At 74.0% G+C, this 14,898-nt stretch carries 16 protein-coding genes; 9 read left to right on the forward strand and 7 right to left on the reverse strand.

The window, feature by feature from the left end; all coding sequences use genetic code 11:
• Nucleotides 1-50: 50 nt before the first annotated feature.
• Nucleotides 51-1,478: a DUF4190 domain-containing protein gene (locus ABTZ03_RS00845; protein ID WP_350510677.1), complete on the reverse strand. Its 1,428-nt coding sequence runs from the start codon at nt 1,476-1,478 to the stop codon at nt 51-53.
• Between the two features lie 306 nt (nt 1,479-1,784).
• On the opposite strand from ABTZ03_RS00845, the gene ABTZ03_RS00850 reads away from it, so the two are divergent.
• Nucleotides 1,785-2,885, forward strand: coding sequence for an ABC transporter substrate-binding protein (locus ABTZ03_RS00850; RefSeq protein WP_502894360.1), 1,101 nt, complete (start codon nt 1,785-1,787; stop codon nt 2,883-2,885).
• Between the two features lie 18 nt (nt 2,886-2,903).
• Here ABTZ03_RS00850 and ABTZ03_RS00855 read toward each other — a convergent pair whose 3' ends face one another.
• From ABTZ03_RS00855 to ABTZ03_RS00870, 4 genes are all read right to left on the reverse strand, one after another.
• Complete coding sequence (locus ABTZ03_RS00855; RefSeq protein WP_350510679.1) at nt 2,904-3,344, reverse strand: VOC family protein; 441 nt, start codon at nt 3,342-3,344, stop codon at nt 2,904-2,906.
• Between the two features lie 101 nt (nt 3,345-3,445).
• Nucleotides 3,446-4,054: a response regulator gene (locus ABTZ03_RS00860; protein WP_350510680.1), complete on the reverse strand. Its 609-nt coding sequence runs from the start codon at nt 4,052-4,054 to the stop codon at nt 3,446-3,448.
• Nucleotides 4,051-5,208: a sensor histidine kinase gene (locus tag ABTZ03_RS00865; RefSeq protein WP_350510681.1), complete on the reverse strand. Its 1,158-nt coding sequence runs from the start codon at nt 5,206-5,208 to the stop codon at nt 4,051-4,053. Before ABTZ03_RS00865 ends, ABTZ03_RS00860 begins: the two co-directional genes overlap by 4 nt.
• A 41-nt stretch (nt 5,209-5,249) precedes the next feature.
• Nucleotides 5,250-5,663: a hypothetical protein gene (locus ABTZ03_RS00870; protein WP_350510682.1), complete on the reverse strand. Its 414-nt coding sequence runs from the start codon at nt 5,661-5,663 to the stop codon at nt 5,250-5,252.
• A gap of 384 nt (nt 5,664-6,047) precedes the next feature.
• Between ABTZ03_RS00870 and ABTZ03_RS00875 the strand changes: the two genes are divergently transcribed.
• From ABTZ03_RS00875 to ABTZ03_RS00890, 4 genes are read left to right on the forward strand one after another with little or no spacing between them, the layout of a single operon-like run.
• The gene (locus ABTZ03_RS00875) at nt 6,048-6,626 is read left to right on the forward strand and encodes a hypothetical protein (protein ID WP_350510683.1); all 579 of its coding nucleotides are present in this window, start codon (nt 6,048-6,050) and stop codon (nt 6,624-6,626) included.
• Complete coding sequence (gene bufB / locus ABTZ03_RS00880; RefSeq protein ID WP_350510684.1) at nt 6,623-7,495, forward strand: MNIO family bufferin maturase; 873 nt, start codon at nt 6,623-6,625, stop codon at nt 7,493-7,495. Before ABTZ03_RS00875 ends, bufB begins: the two co-directional genes overlap by 4 nt.
• Nucleotides 7,488-8,411, forward strand: a complete 924-nt coding sequence (locus ABTZ03_RS00885) for an HvfC/BufC family peptide modification chaperone (protein ID WP_350510685.1) — start codon at nt 7,488-7,490, stop codon at nt 8,409-8,411. The genes bufB and ABTZ03_RS00885 overlap by 8 nt, the downstream gene beginning before the upstream one ends.
• A complete protein-coding gene (locus ABTZ03_RS00890; protein WP_350510686.1) occupies nt 8,408-9,655 on the forward strand; it encodes a ferritin-like domain-containing protein in 1,248 nt (415 codons plus the stop codon). The genes ABTZ03_RS00885 and ABTZ03_RS00890 overlap by 4 nt, the downstream gene beginning before the upstream one ends.
• A 42-nt stretch (nt 9,656-9,697) precedes the next feature.
• Here ABTZ03_RS00890 and ABTZ03_RS00895 read toward each other — a convergent pair whose 3' ends face one another.
• Both ABTZ03_RS00895 and ABTZ03_RS00900 read right to left on the reverse strand, forming a co-directional pair.
• Nucleotides 9,698-10,258: a GNAT family N-acetyltransferase gene (locus ABTZ03_RS00895; protein ID WP_350510687.1), complete on the reverse strand. Its 561-nt coding sequence runs from the start codon at nt 10,256-10,258 to the stop codon at nt 9,698-9,700.
• Nucleotides 10,242-11,177, reverse strand: coding sequence for a class I SAM-dependent methyltransferase (locus ABTZ03_RS00900; RefSeq protein ID WP_350510688.1), 936 nt, complete (start codon nt 11,175-11,177; stop codon nt 10,242-10,244). The genes ABTZ03_RS00895 and ABTZ03_RS00900 overlap by 17 nt, the downstream gene beginning before the upstream one ends.
• Nucleotides 11,178-11,595: 418 nt before the next feature.
• Between ABTZ03_RS00900 and ABTZ03_RS00905 the strand changes: the two genes are divergently transcribed.
• From ABTZ03_RS00905 to ABTZ03_RS00920, 4 genes are all read left to right on the forward strand, one after another.
• Entirely contained in the window at nt 11,596-13,416 is a 1,821-nt protein-coding gene (locus ABTZ03_RS00905) for an ATP-binding protein (protein WP_350510689.1), read from the forward strand.
• A gap of 17 nt (nt 13,417-13,433) precedes the next feature.
• Complete coding sequence (locus tag ABTZ03_RS00910) at nt 13,434-13,820, forward strand: roadblock/LC7 domain-containing protein (RefSeq protein ID WP_350510690.1); 387 nt, start codon at nt 13,434-13,436, stop codon at nt 13,818-13,820.
• A 63-nt stretch (nt 13,821-13,883) separates the two neighbouring features.
• Nucleotides 13,884-14,243, forward strand: coding sequence for a DUF742 domain-containing protein (locus ABTZ03_RS00915; protein ID WP_350510691.1), 360 nt, complete (start codon nt 13,884-13,886; stop codon nt 14,241-14,243).
• Entirely contained in the window at nt 14,224-14,841 is a 618-nt protein-coding gene (locus ABTZ03_RS00920) for a GTP-binding protein (protein ID WP_350510692.1), read from the forward strand. Before ABTZ03_RS00915 ends, ABTZ03_RS00920 begins: the two co-directional genes overlap by 20 nt.
• Nucleotides 14,842-14,898 lie beyond the last annotated feature (57 nt).

Here is a 14,898-nt window from a genome sequence, read left to right on the forward strand (position 1 = left end):
CCCCGGGCCGACGGCCCGGGGGTCCCTGCGTCAGGCATCACGCGTCGGGATCAGCTCGGGGAGCCGGACCACGTCACGGTCTTCATGCCGACACCGAAGTAGGTGAAGGCGACGGTGAACGGGTCGGCCGAGGCGTTCGGCAGAGCGTACGCGGAGACGCTGGTGGCCTGCTCGCCCGGCGCCAGCATGCCGCGGGGGATCTTCATCCGACGGCTGCCGTCGATCAGCGCGGTGACCAGGGTCCCGTTGGAGTCCTTCACGGAAGGCAGTCCGTAGGCGTCGAGCGGGACGTCCTTGGAGCCGTTGTTGACGATGGTGATCGTCACCTGGATGAACTTGGAGTTCTTCGGTGCCGCGAACACCGTCTCGTTCGGGACGTACGGCTCCGGCACGGCCATCGAGACCTTCAACCCGTCCGCGAAGGTGTACGACTGACCGAACCCCAGATGACGGGCCTTCTCGTCGGCAGCCCTCGCCTGCTGCTCCTCCTCGATCTTCTTCTTCGCGGCGTCGAGCCGCTCCTTCTCCTTGGCGGCCCGCTCGGCGGCGGCCCGGTCCGCCTCGTCGGCGCGGACCCGCGCGGCCTCCGACTCGGCCTTGCTCTGCTCGTGCGCCCGGTACACCCCGTAGCCGACGAACACCCCGGCACCGACCGAGACGACCAGCCCGGATATGCCCAGGATCACCCCGGCGAGCGCGACCCCCCGGTTGTTCGCCACGCCCTTGCGGGCGTTGCCCAGGCCGATGATGCCGAAGATCAGGGCCAGCAGGGCGGGCAGCCAGGACACCCAGAAGAAGATGATCAGCAGGCCGAGGACGACGCCGATGATGCCCAGCACCAGGGCGGCGGTGCCCAGCCCGTTGCGGGGCTGCGGCGCGGCCACCGGGTACTGCGGCCAGTACGGGTAGCCCGGCTGCTGGCCGTAGCCGGCACCCGGAGCGGGCGCCGGGTACGGCGACGCGAACGGCGTGGGAGCCCCGACGGCGGCGGGGGCCTCCATGGGCGCGGGTGCGTCGGCGGGCGCGGGAGCGTCAGCGGGCGCGGCAGCATCGGCGGCTGCCGGAGCGTCAGCAGGTGCCGGGGCGTCGGCCTTGGTGAGCGCGACGGTGGGCGCAGGCGCTTCGGCGGGCGCGGGAGCGTCAGCAGGCGCCGGGGCGTCGGCCTTGGTGAGCGCGACGGTGGGCGCAGGCGCTTCGGCGGGCGCGGGAGCGTCAGCAGGCGCCGGGGCGTCGGCCTTGGTGAGCGCGACGGTGGGCGCAGGCGCTTCGGCGGGCGCGGGAGCGTCAGCGGGCGCGGCAGCATCGGCGGCTGCCGGAGCGTCAGCAGACGCAGGAGCCTCGGCCACGGCGGGCGAGGGCGTCGTGGCCTCGCCCTGGCCCGGGGCCTCGCTCTGCCCCGGGGTCAGCGGCGCCTCCGGGTCGGCGCCGGCGGGCACCTCCCCGGACTGCGGTCTGTCGGGCGGGACAGGAACGGTCATACGAGATCCTTCGGAGACGTCGAGACGATGAGTCGATGAGCGGCTGGTCCACCCCGGGCCGAGGTCCTTCCGAAGTCCCCCCGCGCCGACGGCCCGACCGCCGGGACGGGGCCGGTCCGGGCCGGACCCGCGCGTCGGCAGCCCGGAACGGGCGCGCGGCAGGGTCGGCGAGTGATCAACATACAGGTGCCCGCCGACAGCCCCGACACCCCGGGTACCGGAACAACCCGGAAACAACCGCCGTGCTTCGTCCCCGACTGACCTCGACGGATATTCGCTTGCCGGTCCGCCACGGCGGTCGATTGAATGTCCCGCGTGACCACGCAGGTACCCCCACCGTCGTCCGTGCCGATCGGCGCCCTCGTCCCGCTGAGCCGACCGGGCTGGGCGGAGGCGGGCCGGCACCTGCTCGCCGGGCTGGAGACGGCCGTCCAGGAGGTCAACGACGCCGGCGGGATCGCCGGCCGACCGCTCGACCTGCTGGTCCGGGACACCGCGGCCGATCCGCAGCGGGCCGCGGCCGCCGTGGACGAGCTGGCCGGGCTGGGGGCCGCCGCCGTGGTCGGGGAGTACCACAGCGTCGTCGCCCGGGCCGTGGCCGCCCGGACGGAGGCCCTCGGGCTGCCCTACCTCTGCTCCTCGGCCGTCCTCGACGCGCTCGCCGACCGGCCGACGGACCGGGTCGCCCGGCTGTGCCCGGCGCAGTCCCACGGCTGGCGGATCTACGCGGACTTCCTCCTCGACGCGGGCCACCGCCGGATCGCCGTGGCGACCCAGCCGAGCGTCTACTGGTCCGCCGGGGCCCGCATCCTGCGCGAGCACCTCGCCCCGCGCGGCGGCACCGTCGTCGAGCTCGACACCGGCGCGCTCTCCCCCGCCAAGCTGTGCGGGGAACTCCTCCGGCACGGTGCGACGGCCCTGCTCCTCCTGGTCGGCCACCCCGAACCGGCCGTGCCGATCGTCCGGGCGGTGCGCGCAGACCCGCGCCTCGCCGAGGTCCTGATCGGCGCCCCGGCGGGGCAGCCGGAGTTCGCCGAATGGCGGGCGCTGCTGGGCGGCCAGGGCGCGGCCGTCCCCTTCCTGCGCTACCTGCCCGAACGGCTCGGCCCGCGCGGCGAGCGGGTCGCCGCGGTCCTGCGCGAACGGCTGGGCGGGGAACCGTCCTTCGTCGCCTTCGAGGGGCACGACACCGTCACCGTCCTCGCCGAGGCGCTGCGTTCCGCCGGGACCGACCACGAACGCATCGCCGCGGCCTGGCCGCGGCTCTCCGTCGAGGGCACCCGCGGGCCGATCCGCTTCACCCGCCCGCCCGGCTCCACCGTCTGGCAGTGGGCCTGGCCGCCGGTCCAGGTCGTCGACCGGGACCCCTCCGCCCCCGACCGTTTCCGGGTCCTGCGCACCGGCTGACCACCGACCGGACAGCGCCTACCCGACCGCCGGACCGGCCGCGACGCAGAACTCGTTGCCCTCCGGATCGGCCATCACCACGTGGTGCCCGTCGTGCTCCGCCAGGACCCGCCCGCCCGCCGTCACCAGCCGGGCCGCCTCCGCCCTGATCCGCGCCCAGCGCTCGGCCGGGCCGCCGTGGCCCGGCACCCGGATGTCGATGTGCAGCCGGTTCTTCGCCCGCTTCGGCTCGGGCACCCTGAGGATGGACAGCCGCGGCCCGGCCCCCGCCGGGTCGCAGAGCCAGGCGCCGTCGTCCGCGGAGTCGTCCTCGGGCAGGTCGAACTGCGCGAGCCACTCCTCCCGCGTCCGGAACGGGGGCGGCGGCGGCTCGTCCACGTACCCGAGGGCCGTCTTCCAGAACTCGGCGAGCAGTCGCGCGTCCGCGCAGTCGAGGGTCAGATCGATCCGGGCAGCCATGTCGCGACCGTACCCCGCCCCACCGACAGCCCCCGCGACGGCGGCCCACCGATCTGCCGCCGGCCCCGGACAGCTGAGCGGCGCCCGACAACTGAGCGGCGCTACAACCAGCCGCGCTCGTCGGCGGTCCGCAGTGCCTCGGTCCGGTTGCGGGTGCCGGTCTTGGCGATGGCGGCGGAGAAGTAGTTGCGGACGGTGCCCTCGGACAGGTAGAGCTTCCCCGCGATCTCGGCGACCCCGGCGCCGGAGCGGGAGGCGTTGAGGACGTCGCGTTCGCGGGCGGTGAGCGGGGAGGCGCCCGCCGCGATGGTGGCGGCGGCGAGCTCCGGGTCGACCACCCGCTCCCCCGCCGCCACCCGGCGGATGGCGTCGGCCAGCACCTCCGCCGGGGCGTCCTTGACCACGAAGCCGAGCGCGCCCGCCTCCATCGCCCGGCGCAGGTAGCCGGCCCGGCCGAAGGTGGTGAGGATCACCACCCGGCAGCCGGGCACCTGCTGGCCGAGCACGGCCGCGGCCGCCAGGCCGTCCAGTCCGGGCATCTCGATGTCCAGCAGGGCGACGTCCGGCCGGTGCTCGCGGGCCGCCTCGACCACCTGGTCGCCGCGTCCGACAGCGGCGACCACCTCGAAGTCCTCCTCCAGGTCGAGCAGGGCGCCGAGCGCGGTGCGGACCAGTTCCTGGTCCTCCGCGAGCAGCAGGCGGATCGTCATGTCGTCCTTCCAGGGTGGGCGTCCGACGGCCGGACGGTGACCAGCAGTCGCCAGCCGCGCGGTTCGAGCGGGCCGGCCTCGACCGTACCGCCCGCCGCCGCGACCCGTTCCCGCAGCCCGGTCAGTCCCTTTCCGCTGCCGACCAGTCCGCCGCCGGGGCCGCTGCCGGGGCCGTCGTCGCGGATCTCCACCGAGGTGGCGGTCAGCAGCACCGAGCAGCGGGCGGCCCGGGCGTGCCGGACGACGTTGGTGAGGCCCTCGCGCACCACCCAGCCGAAGAGCTCGCGGTGCTCCGGTCCGACCGCGTCGGCCGCCGACGGCAGGTCGGCCACCACCCCGGCGGCGCGCAGCAGTTCGCGGCCGCGGGCGAGTTCGCCGGCCACCGTGACCTCGCGGTAGCCGGTGACGGCGGCCCGCACGTCGGCCAGCGCCTGGCGGGACAGCGACTCCACGGCCGTCATCTCGGCCACCGCCTGGTCCAGGTCCTTGGCCGCCAGCCGTTGGGCGAGGCGGGACTTGACGGTGATCGCGGTGAGCGAGTGGCCGAGCAGGTCGTGCAGGTCGCGGGCGATCCGGTTGCGCTCGGCCTCGGAGGCCAGCCGGGCGACCTCGGCCCGGGCGGCGACCAGGGCCTCGTTGGTGGCGGCGATCTCGGCGAAGGCGCCGCAGGTGAGCGTGGTGAACAGCAGGGCCAGCGCCTGGAACCCGCCGGGCCCGGTGTGCCAGGCGGGCACCGCCCAGGGCACCAGCAGGGCGGCGAGCGTCCCGGCGGCCGCCAGCTTGACCAGGTGCTCGCGCCACAGGATCCCGGCCACCGAGACGATCACGGTGGCGAGGAAGAAGGCGTCCGCGTGGGCGGCCGGCAGCGCGGCCAGGAACAGGGCGGTCATCGCCGCGAGCAGTCCCTTGATCCAGCGCACCCGGTGGTCGCCCCCGGTGCGCCCGGAGACGATCGCGAGCAGCACGAAGCAGAGGCAGAACGCGGCGACCACGGCGTAGCCGGCCACCGCCGCCGCCCCGCCGACGTTGCCGCTCATCGCCACCGCGGTCAGGGCCGGGAAGACCAGCATCCCGGCGCCCAGCACGGTCCGCCGTACGCCTCCCGCCCAGTGCCGGGCGGGGGCCGGCGCGTTCTCGTGGTCGAGGTCGCTCACCCTCGCGTTCCTTCCTCGGGCCCCAGGACCCATCGAACGTCTCAGGGCCGGTCGAACAGCGTACGCAGCTGCCGCCCGTTGATCACCAGCGCGACGCCCAGCAGGGCGAGGCCGCAGCAGCCCTGCTCGATCTTCATCCAGACCGGGAAGACCCCCGGCACGGCGATGATCACGGCGATCGCGGCCAGCATCACGCCGGAGACGATCCGCAGCCGCCGGAAGGCGCCGCGCGAGCCGCGAGCCGCCCGGACGGTGAGCAGCAGGGTGACGGCGGCGCCGAGCAGGACGAGGGTGCCGCGCACCCACACCGCCGGGGTGATCAGGTCGGTGTGGGAGCGGAGGGCGTACGCGGCCACCATCGTGAGCGCACTGAGACCGAGGTAGACGAGGACGCAGTTCCGGACGGTGCGGAAGGCCCGCAGGGTGTCGGGGTGGTGCAGATCGGTGGAGGTCATGCCCTCATCGTGGCCGCCGCCCGGGGCCGGTCGGCAGTGTGCTGCCACACCCCCGCACCATGACAATTGTCAGCCCCGCGCGGCGACCGACACCGGCGCCCGGGGTGGTCGGCCCCGCACCGGACCTGTGATCGCCGGCCGTGTGCGCCGCTGGAATGACGCGCTCCTGCGTCCGGATCCTCTTGCCCGTCCCGCGTCATCGGGCACCGCCCTCCGGGCCGGTGCCCGAACGGATCCCGGAGGACCGCACTGGCCTGCGGGATTCCCGCGCACCGGCTTCGCGGACACCCCGGTGCCGACCCGTCGTCATCGAGGTGCGGCGGGCCCGGCTCCCTGGTAGCCGTTGTGCGGAAGCACCCGCGGGGGCGTCACGAGGAGGTCGGAATGAAAGCGGAGCACAACGGACACGGGAAGGTCGACGGCCACCTGACCAATCTGGAGGACGTCGAGTCGCTCCTCGCCGGTGGTACGGAGGGCAGGCAGCGGCACCTGAAGGCCTCCGAGGCCGGTCCGGCCCGTACCGAGCCCGTGAAGCTGCAGGCCGCGATCGACCTGCACGTGTGCATGGGGTTGAACGCCTGCAAGGGCCACGGGGTCGGCGGCTCCGGGAAGATGGCCGGCATGGGCGACTGCGCGACCGTCTTCCACGTCTGCCACGGCGCCAACGAGTGCCGCGGGCAGGGCGGTTGCGGCTACAGCGGCTCGGATGCCGAGCAGGCGAAGCCGGGTGACCAGGACTGCCGGTGGAACGGCAGCTGCGCGAGCCCGATCAACGTCAGCCGGGTGCACGCGGCCGGCCCGTACCGCGGCACCAGTGTGTGGAAGCGGGCCCGGAAGATCTTCGAGCACCGGATGTTCGAGGCCGGCGTCCCGTTCGGCCCCTCGCCCGGCGAGGGCTACCCGGACGACCTCGTGCCCAGCTACGAGAAGCCGTACACCGGCCGGCACACCTCCGGCAAGTGACCGGGACCGACACCGCCGTGGACGTCCCCGGCTCCGCCGGCCTGGGCCTCGGGCTGGGCCTGCGCTTCCCGCACCTCGCCGAAGTGCTGGAGACCTGGCCCGAGGTGGACTGGTTCGAGATCATCTCCGAGAACTTCATGGACTCCGGCGGCTACCCCCGGCACGCGCTGGACCGGATCGCGGAGCGCTACCCGATCGTCATGCACGGCGTCTCGCTGTCGATCGGCAGCACCGACCCGCTGGACCGCGACTACCTCGCCCGGCTGCGCCGTCTCGCGGACGCCACCGGGGCCCGCTGGGTGTCCGACCACATCTGCTGGACCGGCGCGGCCGGGATCAACACCCACGACCTGCTGCCGGTGCCGTTCACCGAGGAGTCGCTGGCCCACCTGGTGCGCCGGGTCCGCACCGTCCAGGACGTCCTGGAGCGGCCGCTGGTGCTGGAGAACCCCAGCACGTACGCGGCGTTCGCGGGCGCGAGCATGCCGGAGTGGGAGTTCGTGGCCCGCCTGGCCGAGGAGTCCGGCTGCGGACTGCTGCTGGACGTCAACAACGTGTACGTCTCCGCCGTCAACCACGGGTTCGACCCCGAGCGGTATCTGCGGGCGCTCCCGGCCGGGCGGGTGGTGCAGATCCACCTCGCCGGCCACACCCATCTCGGGACGCACGTCATCGACACCCACGACCGTCCGGTGGCCGAACCGGTCTGGGAGCTCTACGCGTTGGCGCTCCGCCTGACCGGCCGGCCGACCCCCACCCTGCTCGAATGGGACGACCGCATCCCGCCGTTGCCCGAACTCCTCGCCGAGCTCGGCAAGGCCCGCCGCCACCTGCCCGCGCCGGCCGCGGTACCGGCGAGCCATGGCTGACCCGCCCGCCGCGACGGCCACCGCCACCGCGCAGCGCTGGTTCCAGGACGCGATCCTCGCCCCGGAGCCACCGGAGGCTGCGGAGGCAGCGGAGGCAGCGGATCCGCCGGGTCCGCGCGCTCCGACCGGTCCGCACGCTCCCACCGGTCCGACCGGTCCGCCCCGGGCACGGCCCGTCGAGGCCGTGCTGGCCCCCGGCGCCCGGCTCTCCCCCGGCCAGTGCCTGGAGGTCTACCGGCGGGGCTACCGGCTGCGCCTGCTGGAGGCGATGCGCGGCCTCCATCCCGCGCTGCGGGCCCTGTTGGGCGAGGAGCTCTTCGACGACTTCGCCCTGGAGTACCTCGACTCCCGCCCCTCCCGTTCCTACACCCTGTTCCAACTCGACGCCCGTTTCGCCGAGTTCCTCGCCGACCACCGCCCCGACCGGGACCGTCCGGCAGCCGGGCGGGAGGCGTGGATCGACCTGGTGATCGATCTGGCGCGCTACGAGCGGGCGTTCGCCGAGGTGTACGACGGCCCGGGCACCGAGGGCCTACCGGTACGGTCCGCCGCCCCGCCCGGTCCGGGGGACACCGTGCGGCCGGCCCCGTCGCTGCGGCTGCTCACCCTGAGCGCGCCCGTACACACCTACGCGGCGGCCGTCCGCCGGGGCCGGCCCACCGAGGATCCGGTGCCCCGGCCGGTGGTGCTCGCGCTCCACCGTCGCGACTACGTCGTCACCGCCACCGAACTGAGCGGGCCCGCCCACCGGTTGCTCACCGCCCTGGTCGACGGCCGCACCGTCCGGGCGGCCGCCGCCGAAGCGGACCTGAACGAGGCCACCACCAGGCACCTGCTCCACCGCTGGACGGCGGACGGCTGGGTGCTGGCCGACCCCCTCCCCCCGACCCCCGACCTCAGGAGACAGACACCGTGACCGCCACCGCCAAGATCGACGAGACCCTCGTCCCCGACTTCCTCACCGGCACGGCCACCAGGGTCAACGCCGCCGAGCCCATCACCACGCGCGACGAGCTGATCAGACACCTCAAGCAGGCCGCCCGCCTGGAGCTGCTCGCCGTCCCGATGTACCTCTACCCGTCCTTCTCCATCGCCTCGCGCGGGTACTCGCAGTGGGACCCCGGGATGGGCGCGTTCCGGCTGATCCGCAGCGTCGTGGTGGAGGAGATGCTGCACCTGTGCCTGGTGCGCAACCTGCTGGTGGCCCTCGGGGAGGGAGACAAGGTCAAGTTCAACGACCGGGACTTCATGCCGACCTTCCCGATGTACATGCCGCACCGCTGGCCCCCGCTCCAGCTGCACCTGGGGCCGTGCTCCCGGGAGCTGGTCCGGGACGTCTTCATGGAGTTCGAGAAGCCGGCGCCGAAGGGGTCCCAGCAGCCGATGGAGCCGGGGTGGTACCCCAGCATCGGCAAGTTCTACGAAGCCGTCGGCGAGGGGCTGAAGTTCCTCGACTCCGAGCTCCCGGACCTCTGGAAGTCCAACCAGCCGGACCTCCAGTACGTCGCGGCCTACTGGAACAAGGACGGCGGCGGCGAACCGGTCCTGATCAAGGACCTGAAGACCGCCCAGGACGCCCTCAAGATCATCGTCGACCAGGGCGAGGGGACCAAGGACGACCGGCTCACCGTCCCCATCGACCCGCTCAAGCCGGTCCCCGGCCTGGACGAGATGCCCCACTACATCAAGTTCAAGCGGATCGGCGACGGCATCGAGCCGATCGGCCCGGTCTGGCCGCTCCCCACCGATCCGCAGGCGAAGCTCTACGCCGACGACCCGGCCGTCACCAGCCTCAACACCCTGTTCAACGCGATGTACTGCTACGTGCTGCACATGATCGACCTGCTGTACCACACCTCCCGGAGCGACGTCCGGCCCGGCGTCCAGAGCCCGCGCTACCACTACGAGCGGACCTTCGTCTCCGCGATGCAGGGCATCCTCGTCTCGGTCGCCGAACTGATGGCCGCCACCCAGGTCACCGTTCCGCAACCGATGGTGCTCCACGCCGGCCCGACCTTCGAGTACCACCGGCTGCCCGGCGCCGGGAAGAACAAGCAGCACCTCATGAAGCTGTGCGACGCCGCCATGGCCCACTTCCCCCAGCTCGGCGGCGACAACAGCGTGCGCTGGCTGATCAGCCACCTCCCGGACGGGGTCTGAGCGGCCCGGACGCCCCACGGCCGGGCCCGCCGCGCGGATCCGCTACCGGACCGCCGCGAGCGGGCGGATCATGTGCAGCTTGGTGACCGGCCGGCCGTCCACCAGGACGGCCCGGGGCTCGCGGCCCCAGACCTCGAAGCCGCGCGAGGTGTAGAGCCGCAGCGCCGGTTCGTTGCCCTCCGAGACGGTCAGCAGCACCTGCCGCAGCCGGCCGTCCTCGGCGGCGACCGCGAGCACCCGGTCGACCAGGGCGCGGCCGATCCCCCGGCCGGCCGCCGCGCGCGCCACGGCCATGCCGTACAGGGTGGCCTTGTGCCGCTCCTGCTCGCGCCGGCCGACCCGCAGTCCGGCGGTGCCGAGCAGGATGCCGTCCGGGCCGAAGGCGCCGAGCAGGGCGCCCGGCCCCTGCTCGGCCCCCGCGAGGCGGGCCAGGGTGGCGGCGAGCGGTTTGGCGCGCTCCTCGGCGTAGCCGGAGGTGAAGGCGCTGGGCGTCTCGCGCAGGGCGGTGAGCCGGAAGGCGCGGTACGGTTCGGCGTCCGCGACGCCGAGGCGCCGGACGGTGACGGCCTCGGCGGAGGTGACCGGCTCAGCCGAGGCGGACACGGGTGCACCTGGTCAGGTAGGGCATGGCGATCCCGTCCCGGCCGGCCAACGCCGGGTGGGTGGTGAGCAGTTGCTCGACCTCGGCCAGCAGCCGGGCGCGTTCGGCCTCGGGCAGCGCGATGACGTAGCTGCGCGAGGCGACCAGGTCGACGATGCCGGCCGGGGTGGTGGGGTGTTCCCAGCGGATCTCCAGCCGCTCGGGCGGGCCGAAGGGGGCGGGCGGCACGGGGGCGGTGTCGATCCGCTGCCGGGCCGACCGGTGCATCAGGGCGCCGAGTTCGGCGGCCCAGGGCTCTGTCTCGTCCCGGACGTTCCACACCAGCGCGAGGGTCCCGCCGGGGGCGAGCACCCGGGCGATCTCCGGGACGGCCGCGGCCTGGTCGAACCAGTGCCAGGCCTGCGCCACCACCACGGCGTCCACGCTCGCGTCGGGCAGCGGGATGCGCTCGGCCGTACCGGCCCGGACCGCGGCCTTCGGCACCGCGGCGGCGAGCCGGTCGCGCATGCCCGGGTCGGGTTCGACCGCGACCACGTCCAGCCCGGCGTCGACCAGCATCCGGGTCAACTTGCCCGTCCCGGCGCCCAGTTCGAGCACCCGGCGGGCCTCGCGCGGGACCGCCGAGCCGATCAGCGCCTGCGGGTAGCCGGGACGGCCGTGCTGGTAGGAGTCGACGGCCAGGCCGAAGGAGCGGGCCCGCAGCCGGTCGGCCCATCGCCGGGTCGCGCCCTGCCGGGTCAGCCCGCAGGCCCGGCCGATCTCCTCCCAGGTCGCCTGTCGGCCGCGCCGCAGCTCCTCCACCAGGTCGGTGCGCCGTTCCTCCAGCGCCTCGATCGCCGCCGAGAGCCGCTGCAGGCCGTCCAGCCCGCCCGTTCCGGCCACATCCCGCGCCACCCGTCGACCGGGGTCGTTGTCGTCCATGGCCCCGCACTGTAGGGAGCGGACGCCCGGGTCGTCAACAGCCATTGCCCAGGAGCGCAACAGGTGTTGCGCCACGCCGCGATGTCCCCCACATGAGTGAAGCGGACCGCATGTAGCACGAACTCTCCCCCACTCGCGGCGACTTGGGCCGGAAACCCTTCACATGGGCGAATCCTGGCCGGGTTGCCGGTGCGCGGGCGAGCGGGCGAGAAGCCTGGTGCCCGGGCGGCGGCCGACCGTGCTGCGACAAGTGTACGAGATGTCTGGAATATCCGGCACATCGCCACAAGTCGGTTGACGGACGGTATTTTTGAGTTTCGGTCAGGATTGTCCTGAACTTGGCTATGCTGCAGCACCACGCCTCCGGAGCCGGCCGTCGCCCGTCCCCGTTCTGTTCCGATCGTTTGAGGATTGCCGAATGCTTCGAGCTGGATCGTCATCCGCCAGACGGCGCCCCGCGCCCCTGCTCGGCTGGCTGCTGCCCACCGCCGTGACGGCGGCGGCGGTGGCGGTCGCCGCGGCGGTGGTGTCCGCCGGAGCCCGGACCCAGGTGCTGTGGTGCGGGGCGACGGCCACCGTGCTGGTCGCCGTGGTGGCCGCCGAATCCGCCCGCCGCGGCCGGGCCCTCGCCGAACTGCGCGACGAACACACCCGCCAGATCGACGTGTTGAACCGCAAGCTGGCCGGGCAGGAGGACGAGATCGAGCGGATGGCCGCCGGTGAGCTGCGCCGGCTGGTCGGCGGCGCCCGGTACGGCTCGTCCATCGACGTACTGCTCCAGCCCTTCCAACGCCCGAACCCGCTGCTGTCCCGGAAGTTCCGCGGCTCGCTGGAGAAGGTGGTCTGCGGCATCGCCCAGGCCGTCGACGACGAGGTCAGCCGACGCGACTCCGCCGAGCGCGCCTTCGTCAACCTCGCCCGCCGGGTGCAGGCCATCATCCACCGCCAGGCCAAGGACCTGCGGGAGATGGAGGACCGGCACGGCAACGACCCGGCGGTCTTCGACGACCTGCTCCGCCTCGACCACGGCAACGCCCTGGTCGGCCGCCTCGCCGACTCCATCGCCGTGCTCTCGGGTTCCCGGCCGGGCCGCCAGTGGACCCGGCCGATCGCGCTCTACAGCGTGCTGCGCGGCGGGATGTCCCGGATCCTGGAGTACCAGCGGGTCGACCTCCACCCGGTCGCCCAGATCTCGGTCACCGGCCCGGCCGTCGAACCCCTGATCCACGCCGTCGCCGAACTGCTCGACAACGCCACCCGCTACTCCCCGCCGCACACCCACGTCCACCTCAGCGCCTCCGAGGTGCAGAGCGGGATAGCGATCGAGGTCGAGGACGGCGGCCTCGGCCTCACCGACGAGGCCCGCATCCGGGCCGAGCGCTCGATGCGCGAGGCCATGGTCTCCAAGGACTTCGACGACCTCACCGAGTCCCCCCGACTGGGCTTCGCCATCCTCGGCCGGCTCTGCCAGGCGTACGGTTTCCAGGTGTCGCTGCGCCGCTCCGCGTACGGCGGGGTGCGCGCGGTGCTGGTGGTCCCCCAGGAGCTGCTGACCACCGCGCCGCCGACCGGGCGGGCGCACGGCATCGGCGCCTTCTCCGGCCCGCGCCCGCTCCCGGCCAACAGCGCCCGGCACGCGGCCCCCGCCCGGCCCTGGGGCTCCCGCACCGCCCCGGCCGGCGGCCCGCTCGGCACCGGCTCGACCGCCGGGCTCGGGCAGTCCGCCGGGGTCGGACCGTCCTACGGCTCGACCAACCCGTGGGGGCCGACCGCCGCCGCGCCCGTCCCCGGCCCCGCGAACGGGTACGGGCCCGGGGACGACGAGGTGGTCGTCACCGAGCGCACCGCGAACGGCCTCCCGCAGCGCCGCCGCAGCCGCCCCACCGGCCGGGCCGCCTTCGCCACGCCCCCACGCGGCACCGCCCAACCCGGCGGCCCCGACCGGCCCAGCGGCCCCACGGCCGGGCCGGCGGCGGGCCCGGCCACCCCGGCCTCCCGCCCCAAGACGCAGCCCGGCCTGTGGCTGGAGGCCTTCATGGAGGGCTACAAGGGCACCGGCAAGGCCGGGACCGCCGGTGGCGACGGCACCGGAACGACCGGCACCGGAACAGCCGGCACAGGCACGAGCAACACAGGCACGAGCAACACCGCTATCAGCAGCACCGGAACGAGCAGCACCGCACCGAACAGCGCCGGACAGACCAGTAGTGAAGAGACGGCAGGGAAAGGCGAGCAGTGATTCCGCACCGCAGCAACATGGACTGGATCCTCAACGACCTCGCACACAGCGTCCCGTACGTGCGCCACGTCATCGTGCTCTCCGCCGACGGCCTGCGGATCGCCCAGTACGGCGCCGACCCGGACACCGCGGACCGGCTGGCCGCCGCCTGCGCCGGACTGCAGAGCCTGGCCGCCGCCGTCGGGCACGAGTTCCCGCACGGCAACGGCGCGATGAAGCTGGTCGTGATCGAGGTCGACGGCGGCTACTTCTACCTGATGTCGGCCGGCGACCGCGCCTACCTCGCGGTGCTCGCCGACGAGGGGGTGGACGCCGGACTGGTCAGCCACCAGATGCGCGACCTGGTGGACCGGATCGGCGAGCACCTCTCCACCCCGCCGCGCAACCCGGAGACGGTCGCGTGAACCGGCCCGCGAGCACACCCGGTGCCCGGGCGGGCACATGAACGAGCACAGTGAGGCGATGACATGACCGCCGAGCAGGGCGGCTGGGACGGACCCGAGCCCGATCGCCTGTACGTGATCACCCGCGGCCGCAGCGGCCCCTCCGGGCCGGGCGTCTTCGACCTGGTCACGCTGATCGTCTCCCTCGCCGAACCGACCCCCGCCATGCAGCCCGAGCACGCGGCGATCCTGCGGCTGTGCCGCTCGCCGCTCTCGGTGGCGGAGGTCTCCGCCTACCTCGAACTGCCCACGAGCGTGGTCACCGTCCTGCTGGCGGACCTGCTCGACGACGGGCGGATCGAGGCCCGCGCCGCGATCCCGGCGGCCGAACTCCCCGACCGTGCCCTGTTGGAGGCGGTGATCCATGGACTTCAGCGGCTCTGACACGGTCGTCGGCCCGGCGAGCGCGGACCTGCTGCCCGACTCCGTCACCACGGCGGTCAAGGTGGTCATCGTCGGCGGCTTCGGGGTCGGCAAGACCACCCTGGTCGGCGCGGTCAGCGAGATCCGCCCGCTGACCACCGAGGAGACCATGACCCAGGCCGGGGTCGGCGTGGACGACCCGACGGGCGTCGAACGCAAGACCTCGACCACCGTGGCCATGGACTTCGGCCGGATCAGCATCAGCGACAAGCTGGTGCTGTACGTCTTCGGCACCCCCGGCCAGGAGCGGTTCTGGTTCCTCTGGAACGGCCTGTTCGAGGGCGCGCTCGGCGCCGTGGTCCTGGTGGACACCCGTCGGCTGGAGGTCAGCTTCGAGGTGATCGGCCGGCTGGAGGACCGCGGCGTCCCCTTCGTGGTGGCCGTCAACGGCTTTCCCGAGGCGCCCAGTTTCCCCCTGGACGAGCTGCGCCAGGCCCTGGACCTGCCGCCCGAGGTGCCGATCGTCGCCTGCGACGCCCGCAGCCGGGAGTCCAGCCGGGACACCCTGATGACCCTGATGCGCTACCTGTACGAGCTCGCCGCGCCCTCGGCCGGCTGACCCCGCACTGCCCCTTTCCGTCCCGCCCCGTCCCCGCCCCCGACTCCCCCGACTCTC

The sequence above is a fragment of the Kitasatospora sp. NPDC096077 genome, assembly GCF_040303245.1.
Taxonomy (GTDB): domain Bacteria; phylum Actinomycetota; class Actinomycetes; order Streptomycetales; family Streptomycetaceae; genus Kitasatospora.

What these genes read in the sequence shown, in the direction of transcription:
- ABTZ03_RS00845 (WP_350510677.1), bottom strand. Translation starts at nt 1,478, where the DNA reads ATGACCGTTCCTGTCCCGCCCGACAGACCGCAGTCCGGGGAGGTGCCC.
- ABTZ03_RS00850 (WP_502894360.1), top strand. Translation starts at nt 1,785, where the DNA reads ATGTCCCGCGTGACCACGCAGGTACCCCCACCGTCGTCCGTGCCGATC.
- ABTZ03_RS00855 (WP_350510679.1), bottom strand. Translation starts at nt 3,344, where the DNA reads ATGGCTGCCCGGATCGATCTGACCCTCGACTGCGCGGACGCGCGACTG.
- ABTZ03_RS00860 (WP_350510680.1), bottom strand. Translation starts at nt 4,054, where the DNA reads ATGACGATCCGCCTGCTGCTCGCGGAGGACCAGGAACTGGTCCGCACC.
- ABTZ03_RS00870 (WP_350510682.1), bottom strand. Translation starts at nt 5,663, where the DNA reads ATGACCTCCACCGATCTGCACCACCCCGACACCCTGCGGGCCTTCCGC.
- ABTZ03_RS00875 (WP_350510683.1), top strand. Translation starts at nt 6,048, where the DNA reads ATGAAAGCGGAGCACAACGGACACGGGAAGGTCGACGGCCACCTGACC.
- ABTZ03_RS00885 (WP_350510685.1), top strand. Translation starts at nt 7,488, where the DNA reads ATGGCTGACCCGCCCGCCGCGACGGCCACCGCCACCGCGCAGCGCTGG.
- ABTZ03_RS00900 (WP_350510688.1), bottom strand. Translation starts at nt 11,177, where the DNA reads ATGGACGACAACGACCCCGGTCGACGGGTGGCGCGGGATGTGGCCGGA.
- ABTZ03_RS00905 (WP_350510689.1), top strand. Translation starts at nt 11,596, where the DNA reads ATGCTTCGAGCTGGATCGTCATCCGCCAGACGGCGCCCCGCGCCCCTG.
- ABTZ03_RS00910 (WP_350510690.1), top strand. Translation starts at nt 13,434, where the DNA reads ATGGACTGGATCCTCAACGACCTCGCACACAGCGTCCCGTACGTGCGC.
- ABTZ03_RS00915 (WP_350510691.1), top strand. Translation starts at nt 13,884, where the DNA reads ATGACCGCCGAGCAGGGCGGCTGGGACGGACCCGAGCCCGATCGCCTG.
- ABTZ03_RS00920 (WP_350510692.1), top strand. Translation starts at nt 14,224, where the DNA reads ATGGACTTCAGCGGCTCTGACACGGTCGTCGGCCCGGCGAGCGCGGAC.